Annotated in this window: 21 protein-coding genes; 7 read left to right on the top strand and 14 right to left on the bottom strand. The window is 69.1% G+C overall.

Annotated features, from left to right (window positions below):
- The first annotated feature begins 10 nt into the window (after nt 1-10).
- From ACJ8AN_RS28910 to ACJ8AN_RS28895, 4 genes are all read left to right on the top strand, one after another.
- Nucleotides 11-502, top strand: a complete 492-nt coding sequence (locus tag ACJ8AN_RS28910) for a YkgJ family cysteine cluster protein (RefSeq protein WP_407758728.1) — start codon at nt 11-13, stop codon at nt 500-502.
- Nucleotides 499-882, top strand: coding sequence for a hypothetical protein (locus ACJ8AN_RS28905; protein ID WP_407758727.1), 384 nt, complete (start codon nt 499-501; stop codon nt 880-882). The genes ACJ8AN_RS28910 and ACJ8AN_RS28905 overlap by 4 nt, the downstream gene beginning before the upstream one ends.
- A complete protein-coding gene (locus ACJ8AN_RS28900) occupies nt 879-1,979 on the top strand; it encodes a glycerate kinase (RefSeq protein WP_407758726.1) in 1,101 nt (366 codons plus the stop codon). Before ACJ8AN_RS28905 ends, ACJ8AN_RS28900 begins: the two co-directional genes overlap by 4 nt.
- 100 nt (nt 1,980-2,079) lie before the next feature.
- On the top strand, nt 2,080-3,426 hold the full coding sequence (locus ACJ8AN_RS28895; protein ID WP_407758725.1) for a hypothetical protein: 1,347 nt from the start codon (nt 2,080-2,082) through the stop codon (nt 3,424-3,426).
- Between the two features lie 22 nt (nt 3,427-3,448).
- On the opposite strand, the gene ACJ8AN_RS28890 is transcribed toward ACJ8AN_RS28895, so the two are convergent.
- The 4 genes from ACJ8AN_RS28890 to ACJ8AN_RS28875 form a co-directional block, all read right to left on the bottom strand.
- Nucleotides 3,449-4,366: a hypothetical protein gene (locus tag ACJ8AN_RS28890; RefSeq protein WP_407758724.1), complete on the bottom strand. Its 918-nt coding sequence runs from the start codon at nt 4,364-4,366 to the stop codon at nt 3,449-3,451.
- Between the two features lie 3 nt (nt 4,367-4,369).
- Complete coding sequence (locus ACJ8AN_RS28885; RefSeq protein ID WP_407758723.1) at nt 4,370-7,039, bottom strand: TonB family protein; 2,670 nt, start codon at nt 7,037-7,039, stop codon at nt 4,370-4,372.
- A gap of 67 nt (nt 7,040-7,106) precedes the next feature.
- The gene (locus ACJ8AN_RS28880; RefSeq protein WP_407758722.1) at nt 7,107-7,913 is read right to left on the bottom strand and encodes a methylase; all 807 of its coding nucleotides are present in this window, start codon (nt 7,911-7,913) and stop codon (nt 7,107-7,109) included.
- Nucleotides 7,914-7,965: 52 nt separating this feature from the next.
- Nucleotides 7,966-8,424, bottom strand: a complete 459-nt coding sequence (locus tag ACJ8AN_RS28875) for a hemerythrin domain-containing protein (RefSeq protein ID WP_407758721.1) — start codon at nt 8,422-8,424, stop codon at nt 7,966-7,968.
- A gap of 245 nt (nt 8,425-8,669) precedes the next feature.
- Here ACJ8AN_RS28875 and ACJ8AN_RS28870 point away from each other — a divergent pair, with 245 nt between their 5' ends.
- The gene (locus ACJ8AN_RS28870; RefSeq protein WP_407758720.1) at nt 8,670-10,940 is read left to right on the top strand and encodes a type VI secretion system Vgr family protein; all 2,271 of its coding nucleotides are present in this window, start codon (nt 8,670-8,672) and stop codon (nt 10,938-10,940) included.
- A gap of 416 nt (nt 10,941-11,356) precedes the next feature.
- Here ACJ8AN_RS28870 and ACJ8AN_RS28865 read toward each other — a convergent pair whose 3' ends face one another.
- The 10 genes from ACJ8AN_RS28865 to ACJ8AN_RS28820 all read right to left on the bottom strand — a co-directional run bounded on the left by ACJ8AN_RS28865 (nt 11,357) and on the right by ACJ8AN_RS28820 (nt 20,955).
- On the bottom strand, nt 11,357-12,163 hold the full coding sequence (locus ACJ8AN_RS28865) for an Imm49 family immunity protein (protein WP_407758719.1): 807 nt from the start codon (nt 12,161-12,163) through the stop codon (nt 11,357-11,359).
- A gap of 15 nt (nt 12,164-12,178) precedes the next feature.
- On the bottom strand, nt 12,179-12,778 hold the full coding sequence (locus tag ACJ8AN_RS28860) for an imm11 family protein (protein ID WP_407758718.1): 600 nt from the start codon (nt 12,776-12,778) through the stop codon (nt 12,179-12,181).
- A gap of 70 nt (nt 12,779-12,848) precedes the next feature.
- The gene (locus ACJ8AN_RS28855) at nt 12,849-13,970 is read right to left on the bottom strand and encodes an AHH domain-containing protein (protein ID WP_407758717.1); all 1,122 of its coding nucleotides are present in this window, start codon (nt 13,968-13,970) and stop codon (nt 12,849-12,851) included.
- Nucleotides 13,912-15,105, bottom strand: a complete 1,194-nt coding sequence (locus ACJ8AN_RS28850) for a hypothetical protein (protein WP_407758716.1) — start codon at nt 15,103-15,105, stop codon at nt 13,912-13,914. Before ACJ8AN_RS28850 ends, ACJ8AN_RS28855 begins: the two co-directional genes overlap by 59 nt.
- A complete protein-coding gene (locus ACJ8AN_RS28845; RefSeq protein WP_407758715.1) occupies nt 15,102-16,424 on the bottom strand; it encodes a TIGR02270 family protein in 1,323 nt (440 codons plus the stop codon). Before ACJ8AN_RS28845 ends, ACJ8AN_RS28850 begins: the two co-directional genes overlap by 4 nt.
- A 5-nt stretch (nt 16,425-16,429) precedes the next feature.
- Nucleotides 16,430-16,966 (bottom strand): DUF6484 domain-containing protein, encoded by a 537-nt coding sequence (locus tag ACJ8AN_RS28840; protein ID WP_407758714.1) that lies wholly within the window; start codon nt 16,964-16,966, stop codon nt 16,430-16,432.
- Between the two features lie 24 nt (nt 16,967-16,990).
- Nucleotides 16,991-17,455 carry a DUF4150 domain-containing protein gene (locus ACJ8AN_RS28835; protein WP_407758713.1) on the bottom strand — a complete coding sequence of 155 codons (465 nt, stop codon included), beginning with the start codon at nt 17,453-17,455 and terminating at the stop codon, nt 16,991-16,993.
- 16 nt (nt 17,456-17,471) lie between these two features.
- On the bottom strand, nt 17,472-18,497 hold the full coding sequence (locus tag ACJ8AN_RS28830; protein WP_407758712.1) for a DUF2169 domain-containing protein: 1,026 nt from the start codon (nt 18,495-18,497) through the stop codon (nt 17,472-17,474).
- Between the two features lie 10 nt (nt 18,498-18,507).
- Entirely contained in the window at nt 18,508-19,482 is a 975-nt protein-coding gene (locus ACJ8AN_RS28825) for a nicotinamidase (RefSeq protein ID WP_407758711.1), read from the bottom strand.
- 18 nt (nt 19,483-19,500) lie between these two features.
- Nucleotides 19,501-20,955, bottom strand: a complete 1,455-nt coding sequence (locus tag ACJ8AN_RS28820) for a nicotinate phosphoribosyltransferase (protein ID WP_407758710.1) — start codon at nt 20,953-20,955, stop codon at nt 19,501-19,503.
- A 399-nt stretch (nt 20,956-21,354) separates the two neighbouring features.
- Here ACJ8AN_RS28820 and ACJ8AN_RS28815 point away from each other — a divergent pair, with 399 nt between their 5' ends.
- Nucleotides 21,355-22,176, top strand: a complete 822-nt coding sequence (locus tag ACJ8AN_RS28815; RefSeq protein WP_407758709.1) for a TonB C-terminal domain-containing protein — start codon at nt 21,355-21,357, stop codon at nt 22,174-22,176.
- Between the two features lie 149 nt (nt 22,177-22,325).
- Nucleotides 22,326-22,513 (top strand): helix-turn-helix domain-containing protein (locus tag ACJ8AN_RS28810; protein ID WP_407758708.1); only part of this gene is annotated, 188 nt, incomplete at its 3' end.

Here is a 22,513-nt window from a genome sequence, read left to right as displayed (position 1 = left end):
GGGGACCGCCATGCACACCCCCGACTGGGACGACGACATCGACGAGGCCCCCACGGCCGCGGGCGCGCGCGAGCAGGCGCGAGCCCTCCAGGAAGTGCGCGCCATCTACCGGCAGGCGGATGCGGCGTACGCGCCCTTTTCGTGCCCGGCGAGCGGCGAGTGCTGCCAGCTCTCGAAGACGCAGCGGCAGCCCTGGCTGTGGTACCCCGAGTGGCTGCTGCTCGCGCGAAACCACCCGCTGCCTCCTCCGAGGGAGGACGGGGGTTGTCCCTACCTGGACGCGGCGGGAAAGCGCTGCACCGTGTACGCGGATCGCCCGTTCGGCTGCCGCACCTTCTTCTGCGAGCGCATCCGTGGCCCGGCACGCCAGCCGGCCGATACGGTGACCGCGCTGCTGATCCGCCTGGAGCGCGTCTCCCAGCGCATCCTCCCCTCGTTGACCGGCCCTCGTCCCATCCTCGAGTGGCATGCGGAAGCCTCTTCCCGGAAGGAGCAACCATGAGTCCCACGTCGTGGCGCGGTGCCGTAATGGCGGTGGTCCTCTCGCTGTGCGGATGTGTTGGCGCCAGCGGGGGCGCGCTGCTCACCGCCGCGCTCAACACGGGCATCGCGGTCGGTGCATCGGCGGCCTCTCGCTCCCAGGGCGGCTGCTATGCCTCGTGCCCCGTGGGGACCACCTGCAACAAGACCACCGGCTACTGCGATCCCCTCCCCTGCCGCGGCGAGTGCGATCCCTTCCAGGAGTGCATCGAGGAGAGGCTGACCTACCGGTGCGTCGCCCGGAGCCCGGGGAGCGGGAAGATCATCGTCAATCCTCCCGCCGAGCAGAAGCCCTCTGACGCCCCGACCGCCGAGCAGAAGCCCGCGGACCCCCAACCGTGAGCCGCTGGCTCGTCGCGCCCCAGGAATTCAAGGGGACGCTCACCGCCGCCGAGGCCGCTTCCGCGCTCGCCGAGGGACTGCGTCAGGGCGCGCCCGGGGTGGAGCTGGACGTGGCGCCGCTCGCGGATGGTGGGCCGGGCACGGTGGAGGCGCTGCTCGCGGGCCTGGGCGGTGAGCGGGTGACGTGCACCGTGCAGGGGCCGCTCGGTATGCCCGTGCGCGCCACCTACGGGCTGTTGGACTCGGGGCGCACGGCGGTCATCGAGATGGCCGCGGCCTCGGGGTTGTCCCTGCTCACTCCGGGCGAGCGAGACCCCCGGCGCACCTCCACCGTTGGCACCGGCGAGCTGATGCGCGCGGCGCTGGACCGGGGCTGCGAGCGCCTCATCCTCGGGCTCGGGGGCAGTGCCACGAATGATGGGGGCACGGGAGCGCTCGCGGCGCTCGGGTTCCGGTTCCTCGATGAGCACGGGGTGCCCCTGCCTCCAGGAGGCGCCGCGTTGATGCGGCTCGCACGCGTGGACGCGAGCGGAGGTCACCCGAGGCTCGCCCGCGTCGAGGTGCTGGTGTCCACGGATGTCACCGCGCCGCTGCTCGGGCCGGATGGGGCCTCGCGTCTGTTCGGGCCGCAGAAGGGCGCGGACGCGCACGCCGTGGCCGAGCTGGAGTCCGCGCTGGCCCACCTCGCGGAGGTCGTCGCTCCCGGGCTGGCCCAGGTCCCTGGCGTGGGCGCGGCCGGAGGCTTCGGCTACGGGCTCGCGGCCCTGGCGGGAGGGAAGATCGTCTCCGGCTACGAGCTGGTGGCCCGGACGCTGCGGCTGTCCGAGCGGCTCGCCGCCGCCGACGCCGTGCTCACCGGCGAGGGACGCTTCGATCGGCAGACGGCGCTCGGCAAGGGGCCCGGCTCGCTGGCCCGGGAGGCGCGGGCGCTCGGGAAGCACACGGTGATGTTCGCGGGAATCGTCGCGCCCGACGCGGGCGAAGGCGGCTCCCCGTTCGACGAGGTGGTCGAGGTCTCCGCGCTCGCCCCGCCCCACGCCTCCCATGCGGAAGCCCTGCGCCACGCCGGGACCTGGTGGGCCTCCCGGCGGAGATAGGAACGGAGCAGACATGAGACGCCGCGCTGGAAGACCGCATCCCCTGCCCCGCTGACCGTGCCCTTGCGGCCCGGCGTGACTCCTCCGCACAATGCCGGGCATGACGACTCCAAGCGCGAAAAGCAGGCTCCCCACCGTCTTCATCATCGTGGCGAGCAGCCTGTTGCTGGTCATTCTGCTGGCCCTCGGCGCGCGCTGGCGGCTGGAGCAACGGTCCCGCGAGACCGCGGACGAGGTCGTTGTGGAAGTCCGCGAGCGCATCGCCGCCGCGGAGCGCGTGGTGCGCCCCTCCCATGTGGACGCGCCCGTCCCCGGGACCCTCGCCGAGGCACTCGGGCCGCTGATGCCAGAGCTCATCGCGCTCCATGATTCCGAGCCCAAACTCTCGGAGAAGGTGGACGCGGCCTGCACCGACGTCCGCAACGGCGTGCGTCCTGTCTCGGAGCTGCCCCACGAGTGCCGCGAGGCGCTCGACAGGGGCCGGCCGCTGATGCAGCGGGCGCTGAAAGCCTCCCGCGCCGAGGTGGGCGGGTTGCCCGAGGGGCTGCGGCTCTTCGATGACCCCCAGCACCCCTACCAGCGCACGGGCCTGTCGCCGCTGCGGCGCATCCTCGAGCTCGCCGCGCTCGAGGCGCGCTTCCAGACCGCGCGAGGAGAGGCCGACGCGGCCCTGGAGACCTGTCTCGACGGGCTCGCGCTCGCGCGGGACCTGTCCTACGGCAACGCACTCGTCGGGGCGATGGCCTCCGTCACCAGTCACCGCCTCCTGTTCTTCCCTTGCGCCGAGGCGCTCGATCAGGCCTCACCCGGCGGCCGGCAGCGGGCCGAGGTGGCACTGCGGCGCATCCGCTCGAGCGTGGCCCCCCTCTCCACCGCCCTGTGCGATGAGCGCGCCTACATGCCGCTCTACCTGGCTGGCGGGTTGTTCGAACGAAGCCAGCTCGACGCGCTCCCGGCCGGTGCCAGGGCCGTGGCTACCCAGATGTCCGCCCAGAGCCAGGCCGCCATCAGCATGCCGCCCATCCTCGCGCACGAGGTGAGGCTGCATGCGTGGCCCCTCATGCACGAGCACATCGGTCAGGCCATGGCGGTGATGGACCTTCCCCCGGAGCAGCGAAATCCCCGGCTCGCGGAACAGACCCGCGCCCTCATGAGCTCCTGGAACCCGCTCATCGGCCTCATCCGCGAGAGCACCATGAGTTACGGGACCTTCGCCGCGCGCGTGGACCAGCAACGGGCGCAGTTGGATCTCCTGCTCGCGCTGGCCCTGGTGAAGCAGCAGCGCGCGCAGAGCGGCACGTGGCCCACCGAGCCCCTCACGCTCTACCCCGGACAGGAGGTACTGCTACCCACCGCGCTGAAGCTCCAAGCGGGCGAGGGCGGCAAGCTGCTCCTCTCCCCGGAGGCCATGAAGCCCGAGGAGCTCTCGGTCACGGCGATGCCCTGAGCGCCCCGAGCCCGCCCGGGGCTCACGGCGTGTACTTCACCGTCCGCGTCACCCAGGACAGGCCGCCGCGCCCATCGCGCGCCACCACCCAGAAGCGCACCTCCTGGGCCTGGGCGTCCTTTGGAGGATGCCACTCCACGCGGTGCCGCTCCTTGCCTCCGCCCAGGTCCGCGCCGCCCGTGTTGTTGGGCGACATGGTGCCCAGCGTGCTCTGCCAGCTCAGCTCCCAGGCCTCCTCCAGGTGCACCGGCTCGAGCTGGAAGGAGGGCACGATGTACGCCTCCTCCAGCGAGGAGAAGTCCTGCGGCTCCAGCTGGAAGGGCCCCGGGCCGGACAGCTCGCGCGGCACTTCGGGGTCCCACGGCTCGCCCTCCAGCAACAGGCCCGGCACCTCCGGCTGCACGTTGGGCTTCATCTCCGGGAAGAAGCGGCAGCCGTACACCATCAGCTTCTGCGCGTAGACCTGCTCGCCGCCGCCGCGCACCCACAGCACCAGCGGCAGGCGCACGCCGCCCAGGCCCCGGTACGTGTCGTTCTCGAGCACCTTCTGCACGAGGAAGGTGCCATCGGCCAGCCGCGCCGCGCCCGGCCCGGGGAACAGGTTGATCACCAGCTCGCCCGCCTTGGTGACACCGCGCGCCAGCTCCACGCGGTTCTCCTTGCAGGTCCGGTCATCCGGATCGGCACAGGCCCACAGCGTGTAGTCGAGGTCTCGGCCATCCCCGGCCGGGTCGGGAATGAGCGCGGTGAGGCGTACCGGACGCACGAGCGTGTCGGCGAGCACGGCGGGATCCGTGGAGCACGTCTCGGCGAGCAGCTCCGGAGGATCCATCCGGATGCCGAGCACGCGCAGGTCCTTCACGTTGGACGGGGAGTCCTCGGACCCCACGCAGGCGGAGCACAGCAACAGGCCCAGGAGGGCGGCGGACAGGTGACGCATGACTCAGAAGCTCCCCTTGACGCCGATGACTGGGAGGACCGGGATGCCGGGCACCTCGAAGGTCTCTCGGAAACGGTAGTCATTGAAGGTCGCCTCCACGTTGGAGGCGTTGTAGACGTTCTGCACGTCGATGTACGCGGCGAGCGTCCAGCGATTGAAGAGCCAGCTCTTCTCCAGCCGCATGTCGAGCTGCTGGAAGGGCTTGAAGCGGATGGAGTTGGCGTCGCCGTACGTGCCGTAGAAGCGGTTGCGATCCGCGCCGTAGACATCGAAGACGTGCTGCAGCGGGGTGGTGGGCCGGCCGGTGACGTAGCGCATGCGAGCGCCCAGCTCGAGGCCATAGGGCAGCCGGTAGCTGGCCACCGCGGTGACGATGTGCGTCTGGTCCCACGTCGTCAGGCGGTAGTCGTCGCCGCCCGCGCGCCGCTGCTCCGAGCGGTTGAAGGTGTAGGCCAGCCAGCCGAAGAAGTTGCGCGTCACCGCGTGCCGCAGCATCACCTCCAGGCCGTAGGCGCGCCCCAGGCCCACGTTGCCGTACTGATAGCGGGTGATGGAGCCGTCGTCGTTCTGCACCGTCTGGCCCGGGGAGACGACCAGGTCATAGCGCCGGTTGTAGTAGCCGGTGACGTCCACGCTGAGGGCGTCGGTGAGTTGCTGCTCCGCGCCGAGGCTCGTCTGGAAGGCGCGCTCGTGGGTGAGGTCCGGGTTGCCCAGCGGCGCCTTCTCCAGGTTGTAGGCCTGGGGCGGCTGGCTGTAGAGGCCCACGCTGCCCTTGACGGACGTCTTCTCGGTGGCCTGGAAGCGCGCCCACAGCCGCGGGTCGGTGACGAAGCGCGTCTGGCCGTAGATGCGGGCGTAGGTGGCACGCACGCCGGGCGTCAGCGTCACCTTGCCCAGCTTGAGGTCCGCCTCTCCGTAGAGCGCACCATCGAAGGCGTTGACCACCCGCTTGAGGTCCTGCAGCTCCGCCTTGGGCTCGGCGCCGGGGAAGGCCGGGTACTGGACGCCGCCGAGCACGGGCAGCTTGCCCTCGGCCACCGTGTGCTCGAAGCGCGCGTCCGCGCCGACGTGCGCGGTGAGCCAGGGCGTCAGCTCCAGCCCCACGTCCTCGCGCCCACCGAGCGACCAGACGTTGGCGGCGAGCTTCGTCTCGCCGAAGCCGAAGCCGGCCAGGTCATAGCCCGAGTACGGGGTGAACACCGAGGTGAGGTTGCCGAGCCGGTACGTCCAGTTGCCCGTGACGCGGTGGAAGAGCGTGTGCACGTCCACGGTGACGTCGCGGTTGCGCCCGCCGCCCGAGGCCACCACGTTGAGCAGGTCGTCCGAGCCGAAGGCCATCAGGTAGCCGCTGTGACGGCCGCCCGCGCCGGGCTCGCTCCCGCGCTTGGGGCCGAAGTCCATGCGCACCTGGTAGTCCCAGTAGCGCGGCAGCACGAGCAGCGTGCCGCCCTCGGGGTCATCGGGCAGCACGAAGGGCAGGAGCACATCCACGTACGAGCGCCGCGCCGCGCCCGAGACGGAGATGCCGTCCTTGACGGGGGCCTCGAGGAAGAAGCCCGAGTCCAGCAGATCGATCTTCGCCGAGCCGTGCAACGTGTCGCTCGCGCCCTTGTGCGTGGCCACGTCCACCACGCCGCCCACCGCGCGGCCGTAGCGCGAGCTGAAGCCGCCCGGATAGAAGTCCACCCGGTCGATGAACTCGGCGTTGAGCACCGAGGGCCCGCCGCCCAGGTGGTAGAGCAGCGGCACCTGCACGCCGTCGAAGAAGGTGAGCGTCTGGTCCGGCGCCGCGCCGCGCACGATGAGCTGGCCGGAGATGAAGGGCGCGCGGGCCACGCCGGGCAGGTTCTGCACCACGCGGATGGGATCTCCGAAGGTCCCCGGCACCTTCTGCAGCTCCTGGCGCTCCAGGGTGCGGCGCACCACCTCCTTCTTCTCGCGCGCGCCGCGCACCACCGTCTCGAAGCCGGGGGCCTTGGGCATCAGGTAGAAGATGACCTCGGTCGTCTCGTTGGGCGCGAGCGTCTCCTGCGTGGTGAAGAGGTGGTAGTCGTTGGCCACCACGCGCACGTCACAGACGCCGGGTGTCACCTTCAGGGAGAAGTGGCCGTCCTCGTCCGAGAGCGACTCGGGGGCCTCGGGGTCGTCGCCGCAGCGCACCGTGGCCCCGGCCACGCGCGTCCGGCTGCCTCGCGCGAGCAGCTGCCCGGTGAGGGTGGCTTCGGGCGGAGGCGGCGGCGGAGCGGACTCCTCCACCTTCGGCGGCTGGAGGACGAAGTTGTAGACGTATTGGATTTGGATGGGGGCCGGCGCACCGTCGACCTCGGCCGGGGTGAACTGGAAGCGCCGCACCGCCGCGAGCGCCGCCTCGTCGAAGCCATCGCCCACGGGCGTCACCACCTGCGCGTCGGACACCTGGCCCTTCTCGTCGATGGTGACGAGCATCTCCACCGAGGCCGTCTTGCCCGCGGCGGCGGCCTCGGGAGGGAAGACGGCTTCCTCGAAGTGGACGAGCTCGGGTGCCTTCGTCAGCACCGGAGTATGGACACCCGCGTCCACCTCCTCCCGTCGCGCGCCGTCATAGGCCTGCGCCCACGCGTGCGCGGAGGAAAGGGAGAGGACGGCGAGCAGTAACCAGAGAGCGGAGCGGATGGGAGCCACGGTGGGGGGCATTTAAGGGGCACTTCCTTGCCAGACCACCAGGAATTCTATCCGTCTTCGCGCCCAGCACGGTTGCCTGCTAGCGGAAGACGCCGCCCGGGGGCTTCCAGAGCAGATAGCCGTGCTCCAGCAGCCAGGCGTCCGTCACGATGCCGTCCACGCGGGAGGCCAGCCGGAGGACGGCGTGGCGGAAGGCCTCGGGGGGCTCCAGCGGGCCCGCCTCGCGAGCCTCCTGCCACGCCGCCGTCCAGTCGGCGAAGAAGGCGTGGATGGGCTCTCCGGGCTTCACCCGGCGGCGGAAGTCCCGGGGCATCCAGTCGCGAAAGAGGACGGGCGCGAAGCCGCGGCTGAAGTCGGTGTGGAAGAGCAGCGCCTCGCGCGAGAGCCCCTCCGCCCCGCGCCGCAGCAGGTGCGTCACCAGCACGGCCCCCTCGGTGTCCGTGCTGCCCTCGACGAGCAGCCCGCCCTCGAGCAGCGCCCCGCCCAGCTTCTGGTGGATGCCGGGCACCTCCTCGGGGCGGTACCCGCGCAGCAGGTTCATGGCGCGCAGCAGGCGCACGGTTTCCCCCGGCCGCAGGGGCAGCTCGAAGCCTCCCCGCCGGAAGTCCGTGAGCGCATCGGCATGCACCTGGGCGGAGGCCACGCGCTCGGGCTCCAGCTCCACGCCCACCACGGGCAGCCCCGGGTGGAGCTCCCGGAAGGCCTGGGCGCTCTCGAGCGTGGTCCACGGGTGCTCGCCGAAACCGAGGTCCACGAAGGCGGCCCGGGCCCACGCGCCCTCGCTTCGGGCCAGCAGCTCGCGCTCCTGGTGGAGGAGGTACACGTCGAGTGCATGGAGGCGCCCGTGGGAGGTGCGCCCGCGCGTCTTCCTGTCGAGGGAGCTCATGGTGGCGGCGCGGGACTATATTCGGGTCATGCCCGCGACGGCCCGGCCGGGCTCAGGCTCGGGCGGCCACCATCGGCGTCACCTCGGCCGGTGCCAGGGGCTGGGGCGGCGTACCGAAGAGCGACTCCTCCTCGTGCTCCATGTCCAGGGTGACGGCGTGGGTCAGGGCCTCGACGAGCTCCCCGAGCCGCTTCGTCGCATGGATGCTCTCGAGCCGCGCGTTGATGGAGACAATCAGCTCGCGCTGATGGACGTGGTTGTGCTGGAACGCCGCGAGGTGCTCGGCGTCTGGGGCCTGTCCCTCGCGATGCATCTCCTCCAGGAGCCGCTCCTCGTCCGCCATGTGGCTCAGCAGCCCACGGACGAGCTGGCGCGCCCCGTCACGCAGCAGCTCCGCGTGGGCGCCATCGCCCTCCGCCACCTGCCGGGCCAGGTCGCCCACGTTCACCAGCAGCGCGCGAAGCATGTGGTGCTGGGCCAGCACTTCCATCTTGTTTTCGTCGAGCGTCATGCCCTGAAAGATTGCAAGGCCCAGGCCGCCTCCTGCCCTCCAGGCGGAGCGCCCGTGACGGGGAGGGAGATCGCCCCGGACGCGAAGATTTTGCGTTCCCTGCACCCGGCCGGGCGCAGCTTGTGCCGAGCGCCCTCGAGCGAACGTCTGGCTTCACCCCTCGAGAAGAAGCGCTGCACATATTGCCGGTGAAGGGGGTACACTCCGGCGCTCTCATCCAGAGACCCGGAAGAGGGGGGACTTTCATGATCGCTACCGCCGCGCTCCAGGCCAACCAGCCCGAGTTCGAGTTCAAGGCCGGCCCTCATGCCATGGGGGAGTTGGCCGTCGTGGGATTCGAGGCCGACGAGACGGTCTCCCAGCCCTACTCCGTCGAGGTCACCCTGGCGACGCCGCCGGACGTGCAGGTGGACGAGAAGGCGCTGCTGGGCCAGAGCGCCCTGTTGCTGGTGCAGCTCGGGGATGGAACGGCGCGCTTCTTCAACGGCATCGTGTCACGCGTGGTGCGCTGGGACGCCAACCGGGGGCCGGAGCGCCAGCGCTACCGCGTCACGGTGGTGCCCCGGCTGTGGACGCTGCGGCACACCCGCAAGAGCCGCATCTTCCAGGAGATGACCGTCCCGGACATCGTCCACAAGGTGCTCGCCGAGGGCACGGTGGAGCACGAGCTGAAGCTCAATGGCTCCTACGCCAAACGCGACTACTGCGTGCAGTACCGCGAGTCCGACCTGGACTTCGTGTCCCGGCTGCTCGAGGAGGAGGGCATCTTCTACTCCTTCGAGCACACCGAGGAGGGGCACAAGATGGTGCTCAACGACGCCTCGCTCACGAGCCCGGCCATCGCCGGCGAGGCGAAGCTCGTCTTCCGCGAGCGCGGCAACATGGTGGCGGAGAAGGAGTCCGTGCACGAGTTCGCCGCGCGGCTGGAGGTGCAGCCCGGCGCCGTCACCCTGCGCGACTTCGACTTCACCCGGCCCTCGTTGGACCTGACCACCGCGCACAACGCCAGCGAGGGCGAGGCCGCGCTCGAAATCTACGACTACCCGGCGCGCTACGAGGACACGGGCGTGGGCAAGGGGCTGGCCAAGGTGCGCATGGAGGAGCTGCGCGCGCGCGCCGAGCAGGTGAGCGGTGCCAGCAACTGCCGGCGCCTGCTGGCGGGCCACACCTTCGAGCTGGACGAGCACCCCTCCTCCGCGCACAACCGCGGCTACCTGCTGCTGTCCGTGAGGCACTCGGGCCACCAGCCGGAGGTGCTCACCCACGGGCAGGCGGCGCACGACACCCGGGACAGGGAGGGCTACCGCAACGAGTTCCTCTGCATCCCCGCCTCGGTGCCCTACCGTCCGCCGCGCGCCACGGCCCGCCCCACCATCGCGGGCGCCCAGACGGCCATGGTGGTGGGTCCCTCCGGCGAGGAGATCCACACCGACGAGCATGGCCGCATCAAGGTCCAGTTCCACTGGGACCGCGAGGGCAAGAACAACGACAAGAGCTCGTGCTGGATTCGCGTGAGCCAGGCCTGGGCGGGGCCGGGCTGGGGCGCGCTGTACCTGCCGCGCATCGGGCACGAGGTGGTGGTGGAGTTCCTCGAGGGAGACCCGGACCGGCCCATCGTCACCGGCAGCGTCTACAACGGGCAGAACCCCTCCCCCATCGCGCTGCCCGACAACAAGACGCGGAGCACCCTGCGCTCCAGCTCCAGCCCCGGCGGCGATGGCTTCAACGAGCTGCGCATCGAGGACTCGGCGGGCGAGGAGGAGATCTACCTGCACGCCCAGAAGGACTTCAACATCGTCGTCGAGAACGACAAGACGCAGCTGGTGGGCGGCAACGAGACGCTGCTCGTCAAGAAGGACCGCAGCCGCACCATCGAGGGCAACCAGTCGCTCGAGGTGAAGAAGAACGACGACAGCGTGATTGGCGGCAACCAGTCGCTGGAGGTCGTCAAGGATCGCTCGACGACGGTGATGGGCAACCACACCGAGTCCGTGGTGGGAGACCAGTCCATCTCGGTGGGCCAGAACCAGAACGTGACGGTGGCGATGGCCTCCGCGGAGACGGTGGGGCTGGGGAAGATGCTCAACGTGGGCGGGGCCTATGCCGTCACCGTGGGCGGTGCGCTCAACCAGCTGGTGGGTGGCCTCAAGTCCGAGCAGGTGGGCGGCGCCAAGGTGGAGGTGGTGGGCGCCAAGAAGTCCGAGACGGTGAAGGGCTCGCGCACGCTGCAGGTGGGCGGGGACCTGTCCGAGCAGGTCGACAAGAACCGCACCCTCAAGGTGGAGAAGGATCTGCTGGTGAGCGTGGGCGGCAAACACAACCACGCCGTGAAGGACAGCTACACGCTGTCGGCCAAGGAGATCTCCCTGGTGGCGCAGGAGCAGTTCACGCTCAAGGTGGGCTCGGCGACCCTGCAGGTGAAGAAGAACGGCGACGTGGTCATCAAGGGCGCCAAGATTGAAATCACCGCCAGCGGCGACGTCGTCATCAAGGGCTCGAAGATTTCCGAGAACTGAAGGGCAGTCGATAAGTCGCTCGCCAGCGGTGAGCCAGAGGGGGCTGGATCAGGAGCGGCAGGGGGAAGGGGCGACTCGAGCGCCCATGCGGTGGTGCGTAGCAGCGCCAAGCCGGTGTTCTTCTGGCAGAGGCAATCGCGAGCGGGCCTTCAACATGCAGCCTGGAGGGCTCGGCTGCGCTCGAGGGCCGCGGGGACTGGTGCAACGACACCCCACTCCCTGCTGAATCCCGTACACCCACAGCGCCAACAACAGCCGCGGGCTTGTCACCGGGCGCCCGGGGTGTCCCTCCACCGCCTTGGCCTCCGCCCTCTGGATCACCCAACTTGCGAGCTCCGGGATTTATCGAATGCTCTTGAGTCGAGCAGTCCCCGGCCCGGGGTGGAGGCCTGCCCGCCAGGCCTCACCCAGCGAGGCTACGCAGGGTATCCCTCGTCAGGATTCATCCAGGCAGCGGGTGACAGCGGCAGCTGATTGGACGGCAGGCGCGCCAGACCGGGGATGTTCGGGTACTCCCGGTGCGTGGGCAGACCGCTCAGCTCCGCCATCCTCACCAGCGCCAGGCCATTCATGAACACCGCCCCGTCCGTCCGGCGAGCCTCCTCCGAGTGCACGTCCCGCTGGCGGAAGGAGCGGGCCCGCGCTTCGATGACTTCGCGCAAGGCCTCGTCGAACCCGGCCGCATCCCGATGGAACAGGGCGCGGCACACGTCGAAGTACGGGGTGTGCTCCCCCTCGAGCACCCGCTCCCAGCGCTCGAAGAGGGCCGGAAAGCCGTGGGGAGCCCCGGCATGCAGGTGCAGGAAGTACCTCTGCAGGAAACGGTGCAGGAGGAAATCGTCCTCGTACTCGCAGGTAGGCTCGTGGGTGTCCGTCGTCAGGCGTGCGACGTCCGCGGCCAGCTTGAGCTGCCCCGCGACCACCGCATCCACGAAGGAGAAGTTCGCGCTCGCGCACGTGGTGGAAGGATGCACGGACAATCCCCCCGCGACGAGCTGGACGAGGTGGAGCCGCACCAGCGCGGACTTGCACAGATGGACCTGGAAGCGATCGGCCCGGGCCTCGGCGAGCAGCGAGCACAGGGCGAGCCGGTGGTACATGAGCGCGGCCGCGCCGTAGGCCTTTCCGGAGCGCTTGGCCACGCCTCCGTGCTTGATGATGCGCAGGGCCTGCTCCAGGGAGAAACGGGCATTGTCCTCGATCGTCTCCAGGTCCATCGGCATACCCAGCTCCCAGGCTCAGACGAGCCGGCACCTCTCGCCCATGGCGGTATATTTCATTCCCGTGATGCCGTTCTGCTCGAAAGCGGCGCGCAGGTCGTCCCGGACGATGAGGAAGCGGGGAATGATGTTCAGACGAAAGAGCTTCGCCTGCGGGTCCACCTTCTCGGGATCGAGCTGGAGTTGGAAGAGCGCCTCGAAGGTCCCTGGCGAGATGATGGACTTCTCGCCCCGGGTTTTCTTCATGTCGGCCCAGTCCCTGCTGCCAATGACGTTGGCGATGAAGCACTCCGGGGCGACGACCCGGCCCTTGTGATTGTAGAGCGCGAACGGGAGGAACTCGATCTCGGCCCCGGACTCCTGCTCGAGCAACGTCTTGAGCTTGCCGGTGACCATAGGCATCAGGAGGGTATTGGGAATGTAATCGGGGATGACCAGTCCCCGATGTTCTCTGGACATTTCCAGCCGGACCCCCGCTGGAAAATGCTCCCCCATCCGCTCGCCCTCCGTCGCCCTCCAGCCCTTCTTGTCCAGGGGCCTGGGGAGCTCATCGATGCGGCAGTTCTGGTCGCTGTAGTCAGCGGAAAGGATGAAGTAGGCGTGCGTGGCTGCGGTCATGGAAGACTGAATCGAAAGGATGGGGTTGGGCGAAGTAGCAGAAGGGAGGATCGAACCCGATGCCAGGCGCCTAGCCGGACGCTGAAGCAGTGTCCCGGGGCTTGAAGACGTCATCCAGCGTGTTGGAAGCCTCGGCGGTCAGCCCCATCCGGATGCCTTCCCGGCGGATGACCCTCCGGAGCTGTTTCGAATGGTTCTCCAGCTGGGACTTCCAGCTGTTGTTGGGAGCATCGGACACCTCCGGGTGACCCTCCTTTTTTTCCTGCTGCTTGCTCGCGGCGTCGCGCACCCTCTTGACGCGCTTCTGGACATCGACACTGTAAGCGCCGTGGCTGTTGTTGTGGGCGGGAAGCAAATAAACCCTGGCGAACGCCATCCGCCTGGGCAGGATGATGATGTTGATGCCCTTGTTGATATTGTATTTGAGTTGCTGCAGCAGGCCGAGGTCTTCCTTGAAAGCCTGATAGAGCACATCCGTCGGGATGATGTGGTGCGCCTCGTGCGACCAGGGCTTCTTGGACCCCCCCCAGAAGTTCTCACCACCCATCCCCATGTCCCAGGCTCCGGGCGTCAGGAGGGGGTTGTTCTTCTGGGCCCGCTGGGAGAGATGGACGGCCTTGGCCTGGGACTCGAGCCGCTTCCGGGCCCGGCTTCCCGCCCGCTCGAAGCTCGGGTTGAACCAGCTCTGGTTATTGGCGACGTGGTACTTGATGGCGTTTTCTTTGTGATTGTGTCCCTCGAAAAGACACCGGGGCCGGTAGTTGGGAGGGCGCCCTCCCTGTTCCCAGACACAGCGCGTGACACACCCGTTGTCCTCTCCCTCCTGATGGCTGTCCTTCGTCTTCAGCTTGGAGAGGTGCTGGTTCTTCTCGGCTGTCTTTGCCTTGTCCTCGGCCTTCTTGGCCGCCTTGGAGGGCTTCTCGGCTTCCTTGAGGGCCTCCTTCGCCTTGGTCTTCCCCTTCCCTTCCTGCTGCGCCTTGGCGTAGTCCTGCTCGGCCTGTTGCAGCTTGCCCTCGGCCTTGTCAGCGAGTTGGCGAGTCTGGTTCGCCTCCTGCCTGGCCTGACGAGCCGCATCGGCTCGCTGCTTGTACTCCTCGAACGCACGCCGCATCGCTTCACGGTTGCTCATGGATTCACCTCGATCCTGACGGCCGGACAGCTTCGATGAGCAGAGCGCCGCGGGCCTCGTCATCCCCTTGTAGCAAGACGAGGGCACTGCGGCTGCCCGCATGGTCGCGAACGAATCCCCGGACGGCGAGGCACACGGAGGCGGCACCGGTCGCGGCGCCGATCTCCCCGAAGGATGCGGGCGGGTACCACTGCTGGAAGACCTCGGGCAGATGCGACTGGCCCAGACGGACGAGCGCGCCACCGAAGTCCCGGGACCGGAAGTCATCCCCGTTGAGATTGACGATGACGAGACCGGGCCGAGCCTGGCTCTCACGGAGACACGCCTCCGCCGTGGTGGCGAGGGCCACCCCCTGCGGCGCCACTCCCGTGAAGCGATGGAACGGCTCTTCCGCGGTCGCCACGGGTCCCAGCAGGGCCTCGGTGCGGGCACCACGGGCGCGGGCAGCATCGGCCCGTTCCAACAGGAGGAAAGCGGCCGCCTCTCCTGGGAAGAAGCCGGAGGGCTGGTCCTCCGTCCGTAACAAGCCCAGCTCGTAGGCGTCCGCCAACGCGGCACCATGCACGTACGAGTCGATGCCACCCACGATACACCGGTCGAGCTCCCTGGCCAGCAGCCGCGCCACCGCCTGCTCCACGGCCCGGGAGAAGGCAGCCGGCCCGCCGAAGAAACAGGCCCGGAGCGAGGAGTGGATGGACAGCCCGTTCAACGACAGCAGCGCCGACATCAGGTGCGTCGTCATCTTCTCCCGGAGTCGCTGCTGTTCCGCGAAGTGCGCCTGAAGCTCGTCCCACGCGACCTCGTCCGGCGCGGGGCCCGCCAACAGCCCGGCCTGGAGCCGCTGGGTGGCATGGAAGTCTCCCGGCAGGCACACGAAGAAGCCCGTGCGCGGCGGGACCGCCGAAGTCAAGCCCGAGTAGCCGACCAGATCCGCCAGCGCCGCGTTCCCGAGCCGTATGAGCCGCCCGAGCCCCTCGAAGCCATCGGTAAGGCCACGCACGGCGTGCCCCTTCAAGGGAATGCTCTCCAACGTCTCGATATCCGGCTCCTCGATGTCGAGCGGCATCCAGCGCGTCACGCCCGCCCGCGCCGACGCGCAACTGGCCACCACATCCAATCCGATCGAGGTGGTCAGCCCCAGGCCGGTGATGGCGATGGCGCCTGGAGACACGGAGGGAGCAGGGTGGGAGGACATCATGCGGAGAGCCTCGTCACGAGCGGACCCGAGGACAGGAAGGGAGCCGCGGTGCGGAGCAGCTCCAACGCCGCGAGCTGGTGGCGCGCGAAGGTCCGTGTGCGCAGCTGGACAGCCCCCTGGCTGCGGAAGGCGGCCTCCAGCGCCAGGACATGCCGCCGCCGCATGGGCTCCGTCCAGAGCCCCTGGAGCAGGACAGCCGGAGTCCAGGGCCGCCCCCGCAGGTAGCGCGTATGAGCATTGAAGCGGCTCCTGGACTCCGTCCACCAGGCACGCACCGCCCCCACCTCGGCACGGGGCAGGCCCGGGCCCGGCTCGGGATGCCGGAGCGGGCTGGAGGGCTCCTCCGGCGCTGTCTCCTCACCCGTCTGGGGCTGTTCCCCAGACACGTACTGGCCCTCGAGCACGAGTCCCGTGATGGCGCAGAACGCCTCGGCCGCGAGGTGGCCCACCCTTTCATCACCGAAAAGCTCCAGGCAGGCCTCGGCTCCAGACACGCGTCCACCAAACCCGAGCGCCCAGAGGACGTCGGGACGAAGCGCCTCCACCTCGAGCAGGCCTTGGAGCAAGTCCAGCTCCCCGGCGTCCCCTCCTAGCGCGAGTAGCAACAGGGGTGTCTCCAGGTCCCGGCCCCGCGCCTCCACCACCCGCCGACAAAACACCCACGCATCCCGCTGCCCCTGGAGCAGTCCAACGACGAGGGCGGCATCTCGCACGGTGGATTCGGAGGACGAGAAGAAACGTTGCAGCACCCTCGGCTCCAGGCGGACCCGGAGCCGCGCCGCGGCACGGAGCGCAGCGGCGGACACCCGCGGCTCCCCTTCCACGAGCAGGTCCGCCAACGCGAGCTCGGGAGGGATGGCGTGAGCGCCGAGCACATCCAGCGCCAGGGCTCGGAGCGGGATCTGGCGTTGGAGCAGCACCGGCATCAGCCAGGGCGGAAGGGCGGCGGTGTCGAGCAGCTCAAGTGCTCGCTGGAGGACCGTGAGCACCGCGGGACTCGCGTCCTCGAGGGCCGTGAGCACCGCATCGCGCCCTCTCCGTGACGAACCGTCGCAGAGGAGCGCAAAGGCAGCGGAAGCGAGGCGCTCGGGCTCATCCGAGGCAAGCGCCGGTAACAGGAGTCGCTCGGCCACCGCGTCCCCTCCCAGCACGAGCGCATCCAGACGCGCCAGCAGCCGCTCCTCGCTGGCAACGACTTCGGGCAGCACCTCGTCGGGCGCGGAGAGGGAACGCTCCCACCGGCCCCAGAAGAAGGCAGCCTCGTCGAGGTGCTCCTCGTAGATGTCCCAATTCAGGATGAGGTCGGCACGGTAACTCATGGCTCCTAATTGATTTCGACAGAACCACCCTTGATGCGGTTCTTACCGCTGGCGCGCGTCTCCACGAAGGTGCCCTGGATGACGACCCTGCCGTTGCGCCTCAGGGTGATGCTGGCCGCACCACAGCGGATGACGACCTCCTCCTTGCCCTCGATGGTCACCCGCTGACCATCGACCCAGGCCTCCACCGGCCGGCGCGGTGCCTCCTGCGCCTTATCGAGCAGCTCGTCCGTAAGAGGACTCGGGCTTGGCTCCTGGATGAGCCCCACGACGAAGGGGCGGCGAGGATCCCCATTCTCGAAGAGAAGGAGCGCCCGCTGCCGACGAGTCGCCGCGGCCCGCAGTGCCTGGGAGTCCACTGGGGCAGCCAGTTGCGCGGCCACGGGTCCATCAGCGTTGCCCTCGAAATCGACCAGCGGCCTTCCAGCGTCGTCGATGCCGACGACGCAGCCGGCGCGGCTCCCCAAGATGGGCTCCCGGCTCTCCGTACGAGCCGCCAGTTCCTGAACCTCCGACTCCGAACTGCCCGAGCGTGTTCCCATGTCGAAGCCCTCCTCCGGTCCGGCCTACAAATCCTTGTCACAAACGCCGCAGACCGCATTGTCATCGTCCTTCCCGATGCCGATGACAGGCGGCTGAATCAGGGGGAAGGGTGGCGTGTTCTTGTCGTTGTGCAGCATCAGGTCCATGGCACGCGCCACGTTCTTGCCCTCGAACTTCACGTCGAAGGAGAAGTTGACGAACTCGGCCTTGCCCTTGGTCTTGCTGGAGGCCACGCCACCACCCGCGGTGCCAGCCTCGTCGCCCGTGCTGGTGCTGAAGTTCGAGTCCTTCACGCACACCGGGTTGCCCTCCACCGAGACCTTCTTGGTGCCCTGCGCGGTGTCCGAGGACTTCGCGACGTTGGGATAGGGAATGGGGACGGGCCCGCCCGGGCTGGGCGTCTTGCAGACATCCGGAAAGGCCGTCGAGACCCCGTTGGAGTCCTTGGTCACCACGGACATCTTGTTCACACCAACGGTATTGGCCATGTGGTTTCTGTCCCCCTCAATGGGCGTTCACGGACGACAAGGAGATGGTCCGCACGTCACGCACTCCCCCGGGCAGAGAGATATTACCCCGCCACAGCAGCAGGACGCGATGGGCGTCCGTGTCGAGGATGATGGTGTCCAGGCGCATCTCGGGCCGCATGTCCGCGCCACCTGCGGCGACGACTGTAACTTTCGGTGCTGGCTGGCCGGGCAACGCGAAGCCGAGCCGGCCCCGGGACGAGGCATTGGATAGAGTGACGGGCTCGTTTCCCTGGAGGTAGCCCGAAGCCACGAGCCCCGGTGGCGCGGCGTTGAAGAAGCGCCGGTCGAAATCCCTTGGCAACAACGGCTTGCGTGTCTTGGACCACGCCTCGTCGTAAGTCCCCGCGTAGGCCGTACGCGGCTGCCAGTGCGGTGAGGTGAAGCCGAACCCCACCGGAGGGACGCGCTGCCCGAACTCACGAAGCGGAAGCGATGGATCCTCCAGGTTGGGCAACCGCAGTCCCTCCTCGAAGTTCCTCGGACTTGCCCGGAAGCCCACTCCTACGGGATTGCATGGCTCGAAGGAGTGCTTCTTCGGGTCCGGGTTCGTCCGGTCCCAGCCGCCGAAGGCACGCTCCCAGAGGAGCGGCATGCGTTCAAAGGGCAACGGCTTCGTCATGGAGACCTGACCCAGGCTCTTGAACCATGTGCGCTCCCCCACCACCCGGATCACCTTCTTCAGCGGTCCCACCTGCAAGGACACCAGCACCTCGGAGGCATCATTCTTCGAGGGATATGCGTGGCCGATGAGGACCACGTCCGTGGCCGGCTTGATGAAGGCGCATTCCGGCTCGTACTTGTCGCTGGACTCCCCTGGCTTGCCCCAGGGCTCTCCACCCCAGTTCACCGGCACCTGCTGCTCGGCGAGTTTCAGCCCCGTGTCTCCCAACTCATAGGTGGCCTTCACCAGCAGGAGGAGGACGGGCCTCCCTTCCTCATCCGCAAGCCCCATGAAGTCGAAGACGAACGGCGTCGTGTTCTCGACCGCTGGATGTCCCATGCGAGTGCCCTCACCCGTCCAGGGGATCGGTGGTCCGCACCACCTTCATTCCCGACGCCCGGAAGCGCCGCATCGCCTCCTCGGCCACGCGCGGGAAGTCCAGCCCCGGAGGCAGGGGCTTCAACGGGGGCGCCGGCACCGGGCTCATCGCATCCTCGAGGATGTGGATGCGCCCCATCTTCGAGCGGTCCGTCGCCTCGATGTGCTGCTGGAGGTCCATCAGCGTCGACAGCACGCAGTGCGACTTCGCCTGCCCGAAGACGTACACCCGGTCGAACGTGAGCAGGTGGTCGAAGAGCTCCTGGTTGAACTCGCCCACCTTGCGCCCCCCCGGCAGCTCCGTCACCTCGGGCGACAGCACCGAGTAGTTCTCCGTCAGCGGCTCCTCGCCCTTCTGCTCGAAGCGCGTCTGCGTGTCCCGCGCCACCGAGTGGAAGAGGCTCGCCTCCATCACCGACGGCAGCAGCGCGTGGCTGAGCCCCCCGAGCAGCGCGTGGTACGGCCACACCGTCAGCACGTACCGGCCCGTGGCCTCCAGCCGCTCGCAATACGCGAGGCTCTCCTCCGGGTGGCGCGTGGCCCTCCACTTCCCCGCGCGGAGGTCCGCCGACGTAATCGGCGTCATCGGCGGCGGCGGCCGGCCCTCGGCGTCCTGCCACCACGCCGGGTGGAACACCTGGAAGACGCGGTGGGTGTCCAGCGAGAACACCAGCCCGGTGATGCGGGCCAGGTGCGCGTAGAGCCAACGCAGCGTGCGCTGGGTGTCCTCCACCGCGCCCGGGACGAAGAGGCTCGCCTCGGGCTGGCAGAACGCCACCTGCACGTCGATGCCGAAGGCGGCGATACGCACGCCATCCTCCCGCGCTGGCTTCACCTGGTGCGCCACCGCGTAGCGGCGGGCCTCCTCCGTCACCTGCGCGGCTCGCTCCAGGTACAGCGAGCCCACGCGCTTGTCGTCATGGAACTCGGGGATGGGCAACGGCATGGCGTCCTCCGGGGAATCTCAAGCGGGGTGCGCGGCGGCGCGCGGGAAATGGCGCTGGCGCAGCTCGTCCACCAGCGCCTGCGTGGCCGGCGTGTACGCGACGCGGAGCTCCTCGGCCCCACCCGGCGCGGGAATCGAGGCGGCGATCTCGGGCGTGGCACCGGAGAGCAACTCATAGCCCTCAGGCACCGGCTCGCCCTCCTGACCGATGAGCCCGATGGGCCCCGAGCCGCTCCGGCGACGGAACACCACCGGCGCGCCGGGGATGCTCTGCTTGCCCTCGGCCAGCTCGTTGCCGAACTTCATCGTCGGCACGTGGCCCGTGCGCGACAGCTTGTACACCGCCGCCACCCGGTCGCGCGTGTAGGGGCACGCCATGGTGCGCGCCACGATGAAGCCACCGTAGCCGTAGAACTGCTTCGAGGGCTCCCAGCCGTACTGGCTCCGCAGCGCCTCGAACTCGCGCGTGGCCTGCGCGTCCAGTCCGTCCTCGAGGATGAGCACCGGCTTGATGCCCTCCTCCTTCGCCCGCGACACCGCCAGCGTGTACTGCTTCTTCTTGTCCCCCGAGTCGAAGCGGATGGAGTCCCCCGCGTTGGGCTCCTCGTGGACGAGGCGGAACGCGGTGGGCAGGCCCGAGGTCACCGTGTCGTAGGTATCGAGCAGGTAGCTGGAGCGCTCCGGACGCCGCTCACGGATGGCGCGGAAGGCCAGCTCGTCCGAGCCGTAGCGCTGCACGTGCTCATGGCCCATGGTGCCCACCGGAATCATCCCCAGCTTCTGCGCCCCGAACACGTTGCTGGTGCGCGTCACGCCGGCGTCCTTGCAGGCGCGCAGGGCGATTTCATGCTGCTCCAGGCACGTGGCCGCGCGCAGGCCCACCTCGAAGATGCGGCTCGGGTCCTGGACCGCATCCACCAGCTCGCGCACCACCGCCAGCACCCGGGCGTAATAGCCCTCGGAGTCCACGGTGATGGGCACCGGCTTCACCCCCACCGCGTCGAGCGTCTCCAGGGCGATGCGCTTCTCCTCCTCGCACGACAGCACCGCGATCGCCTTCGCGAGGGCCTCGCGGTCCGCCAGCGCCTGCGTGGCCACCTGGATGCGGAAATTGAGTTGCAGGAGCAGCGGCTCCAACCACGACACCAGCGCCGAGGGCCCCGTCAGCGTGAACACCGGCTCGCGCGGGTAGAAGCGGGCGCCCCTGGGCAGGGCACGGACGACCAGCTTGTGCTTCTGCTGGATGGCGGCCTTGAAGCCCGCGCCCATCTCGTAGCTGTTGCGCGCCAGGTAGACGTAGTCACTCTCGCTCGGCTCCGGGAGCAGCGCGCGCACATGGGACTCGAGGTCCAACGGCACCACCTGCTGCCCGCCCTTGCGGTGCGAGTAGTAGAACGTCTCCCGACGCAGCGGCCAGCCGGCCTCCGCCATGCTGAACTTGTAGCCGTCCGTCGCGAGCAGCGAGCTCCCCATGTATTGCCTCCAGGGAGACGACTCTAACCAATGGGCGCGAAGGGTGCTTGAATCCAACCCGCGATGACGGACGCGCGGCGCCGCCTGCTGTACACCCTCCTCCTCAGCCTCGGGCTGCACGCCGGCTTCTGGCTGTGGATGGAGTCGTGGCGTTCCCCGCTCGCGGAGCAGCGAACCCCTCCGGCCCCTGCCCAGGCGACGCTCCAGTTCGTCGAGGTGGAAGTGGCGCCCCCGCCCCCGCCCGAGCCTCCGAAACCCTCACGGCCTCCCCCGTCGAAGCCGCCCCGCCGCGCGCCCCCCGAAGTCGCGCAGGCGACAAAGCCCCCGCCCCCGCCTCGAGAAGCGCCCGCCCCCACTCCGGTCGAGCCCCCCACCGTCACCGAGGCCCCGGCGTCTCCCATGGCAAATGTGCCTCGGGCGGACGCGCCTCGTGCGGACGGTCCTGGCCTGGGCGTCTCGCGGCTGCTGCCCTCGCCCTCGCTGTCGTGGAGCCCGGAGCGGGGCGTCGATGTGCCGGACGCGGGCGTGCCCGTCCCCTCCACGCCGGAGGAGAAGGTCGCCGACATGGTGATGGATGGCGTGCGCCGCGGGAAGGTGGATCGAGGCCTCGTGCACCCCTATTTCTCCGCGCTGGGCAAATCCCTGCTGAAGCACTGGGACGCCGAGCGCGCCGTCACCGCGAAGGGCGTCCAGGGCTTCCTCGGCCAGACCCGCGGCAACTCCAAGGAGTGGATGAAGGTCTGGTCCGATCGCGCCTCGGCCTACGCCAACACCGGCTCACCGCTCAACGAGGACACGCCCGAGGCCTACGACCGGCTGCCTTCAGGAGGAGACGCGTTGCTCGAGGCGCGCCGCACGCTGCGCAAGCAGATGAAGGAGCAGTTCCGAGCCACCCGCCGCGCCACCGTGCGCGTGGTGCAGGACACCGAGGGAAGACTGCTCAGCGTGGAGCTCGTCACCCCGAGCAACGACGTGCAGGTGGACCGCGAGGCCATCGCCGACATCCGCGCCGCCGCGGCGAGCCTCCCCGTTCCGCCCCCCGAGGCCCTCCAGGGCCGCACGCACCTGGTGAGCCTGTGGCAGATCGAGCTCATCATCTCCATCAGCCCGCCCGTGCCCACCGTCAGCGTCGAGTTCGACGCGGAGATGAAGCTCGCGGACATGCGGCTGCCGCTCGACCGGCGCCTCTACAAGCGCGTGCGGCTGCTCGAGGTGCGTTAGTTCCGCGCCGTCGGCTCCAGCGGCTTGTCCTCGGAGAGCACCCGCTGGCCCGCCTGGCCATCGACCTTCATCTCGAAGCGCGGCTAAGCCATAGGAACTAAGTTCTTTCAGGGGGTAGCATCGCCGCTCGGTAGGAGTGAGGAGGGGCGATGACCCCTGAGCAGAGTAGCATCCGGCTGACCCCCAAGCAGCGGCTGGTACTACAGAGGGCCATGCGGCAGAGAGGCCAGGGGGGAGTGGCACTGCGGGCCAGCGTCGTCCTGCTGAGTGCGCAGGGGCAGAGTGCAGCCAGCATTGCAGCAACCCTGGGGCTGAGCGCGCGCACGGTGTACGAGTG

Origin of the sequence: Archangium sp. (genome assembly GCF_045802675.1) — a bacterium.
Taxonomy (GTDB): Bacteria; Myxococcota; Myxococcia; order Myxococcales; family Myxococcaceae; genus Archangium.
Note: the sequence above shows the minus strand (reverse complement) of the source record. Positions and strands in the feature narration are given on the sequence as shown.

What these genes read in the sequence shown, in the direction of transcription:
- ACJ8AN_RS28910 (WP_407758728.1), top strand. Translation starts at nt 11, where the DNA reads ATGCACACCCCCGACTGGGACGACGACATCGACGAGGCCCCCACGGCC.
- ACJ8AN_RS28905 (WP_407758727.1), top strand. Translation starts at nt 499, where the DNA reads ATGAGTCCCACGTCGTGGCGCGGTGCCGTAATGGCGGTGGTCCTCTCG.
- ACJ8AN_RS28895 (WP_407758725.1), top strand. Translation starts at nt 2,080, where the DNA reads ATGACGACTCCAAGCGCGAAAAGCAGGCTCCCCACCGTCTTCATCATC.
- ACJ8AN_RS28890 (WP_407758724.1), bottom strand. Translation starts at nt 4,366, where the DNA reads ATGCGTCACCTGTCCGCCGCCCTCCTGGGCCTGTTGCTGTGCTCCGCC.
- ACJ8AN_RS28885 (WP_407758723.1), bottom strand. Translation starts at nt 7,039, where the DNA reads ATGCCCCCCACCGTGGCTCCCATCCGCTCCGCTCTCTGGTTACTGCTC.
- ACJ8AN_RS28880 (WP_407758722.1), bottom strand. Translation starts at nt 7,913, where the DNA reads ATGAGCTCCCTCGACAGGAAGACGCGCGGGCGCACCTCCCACGGGCGC.
- ACJ8AN_RS28875 (WP_407758721.1), bottom strand. Translation starts at nt 8,424, where the DNA reads ATGACGCTCGACGAAAACAAGATGGAAGTGCTGGCCCAGCACCACATG.
- ACJ8AN_RS28870 (WP_407758720.1), top strand. Translation starts at nt 8,670, where the DNA reads ATGATCGCTACCGCCGCGCTCCAGGCCAACCAGCCCGAGTTCGAGTTC.
- ACJ8AN_RS28865 (WP_407758719.1), bottom strand. Translation starts at nt 12,163, where the DNA reads ATGCCGATGGACCTGGAGACGATCGAGGACAATGCCCGTTTCTCCCTG.
- ACJ8AN_RS28860 (WP_407758718.1), bottom strand. Translation starts at nt 12,778, where the DNA reads ATGACCGCAGCCACGCACGCCTACTTCATCCTTTCCGCTGACTACAGC.
- ACJ8AN_RS28855 (WP_407758717.1), bottom strand. Translation starts at nt 13,970, where the DNA reads ATGACGAGGCCCGCGGCGCTCTGCTCATCGAAGCTGTCCGGCCGTCAG.
- ACJ8AN_RS28850 (WP_407758716.1), bottom strand. Translation starts at nt 15,105, where the DNA reads ATGATGTCCTCCCACCCTGCTCCCTCCGTGTCTCCAGGCGCCATCGCC.
- ACJ8AN_RS28845 (WP_407758715.1), bottom strand. Translation starts at nt 16,424, where the DNA reads ATGAGTTACCGTGCCGACCTCATCCTGAATTGGGACATCTACGAGGAG.
- ACJ8AN_RS28840 (WP_407758714.1), bottom strand. Translation starts at nt 16,966, where the DNA reads ATGGGAACACGCTCGGGCAGTTCGGAGTCGGAGGTTCAGGAACTGGCG.
- ACJ8AN_RS28835 (WP_407758713.1), bottom strand. Translation starts at nt 17,455, where the DNA reads ATGGCCAATACCGTTGGTGTGAACAAGATGTCCGTGGTGACCAAGGAC.
- ACJ8AN_RS28830 (WP_407758712.1), bottom strand. Translation starts at nt 18,497, where the DNA reads ATGGGACATCCAGCGGTCGAGAACACGACGCCGTTCGTCTTCGACTTC.
- ACJ8AN_RS28825 (WP_407758711.1), bottom strand. Translation starts at nt 19,482, where the DNA reads ATGCCGTTGCCCATCCCCGAGTTCCATGACGACAAGCGCGTGGGCTCG.
- ACJ8AN_RS28820 (WP_407758710.1), bottom strand. Translation starts at nt 20,955, where the DNA reads ATGGGGAGCTCGCTGCTCGCGACGGACGGCTACAAGTTCAGCATGGCG.
- ACJ8AN_RS28815 (WP_407758709.1), top strand. Translation starts at nt 21,355, where the DNA reads ATGGCAAATGTGCCTCGGGCGGACGCGCCTCGTGCGGACGGTCCTGGC.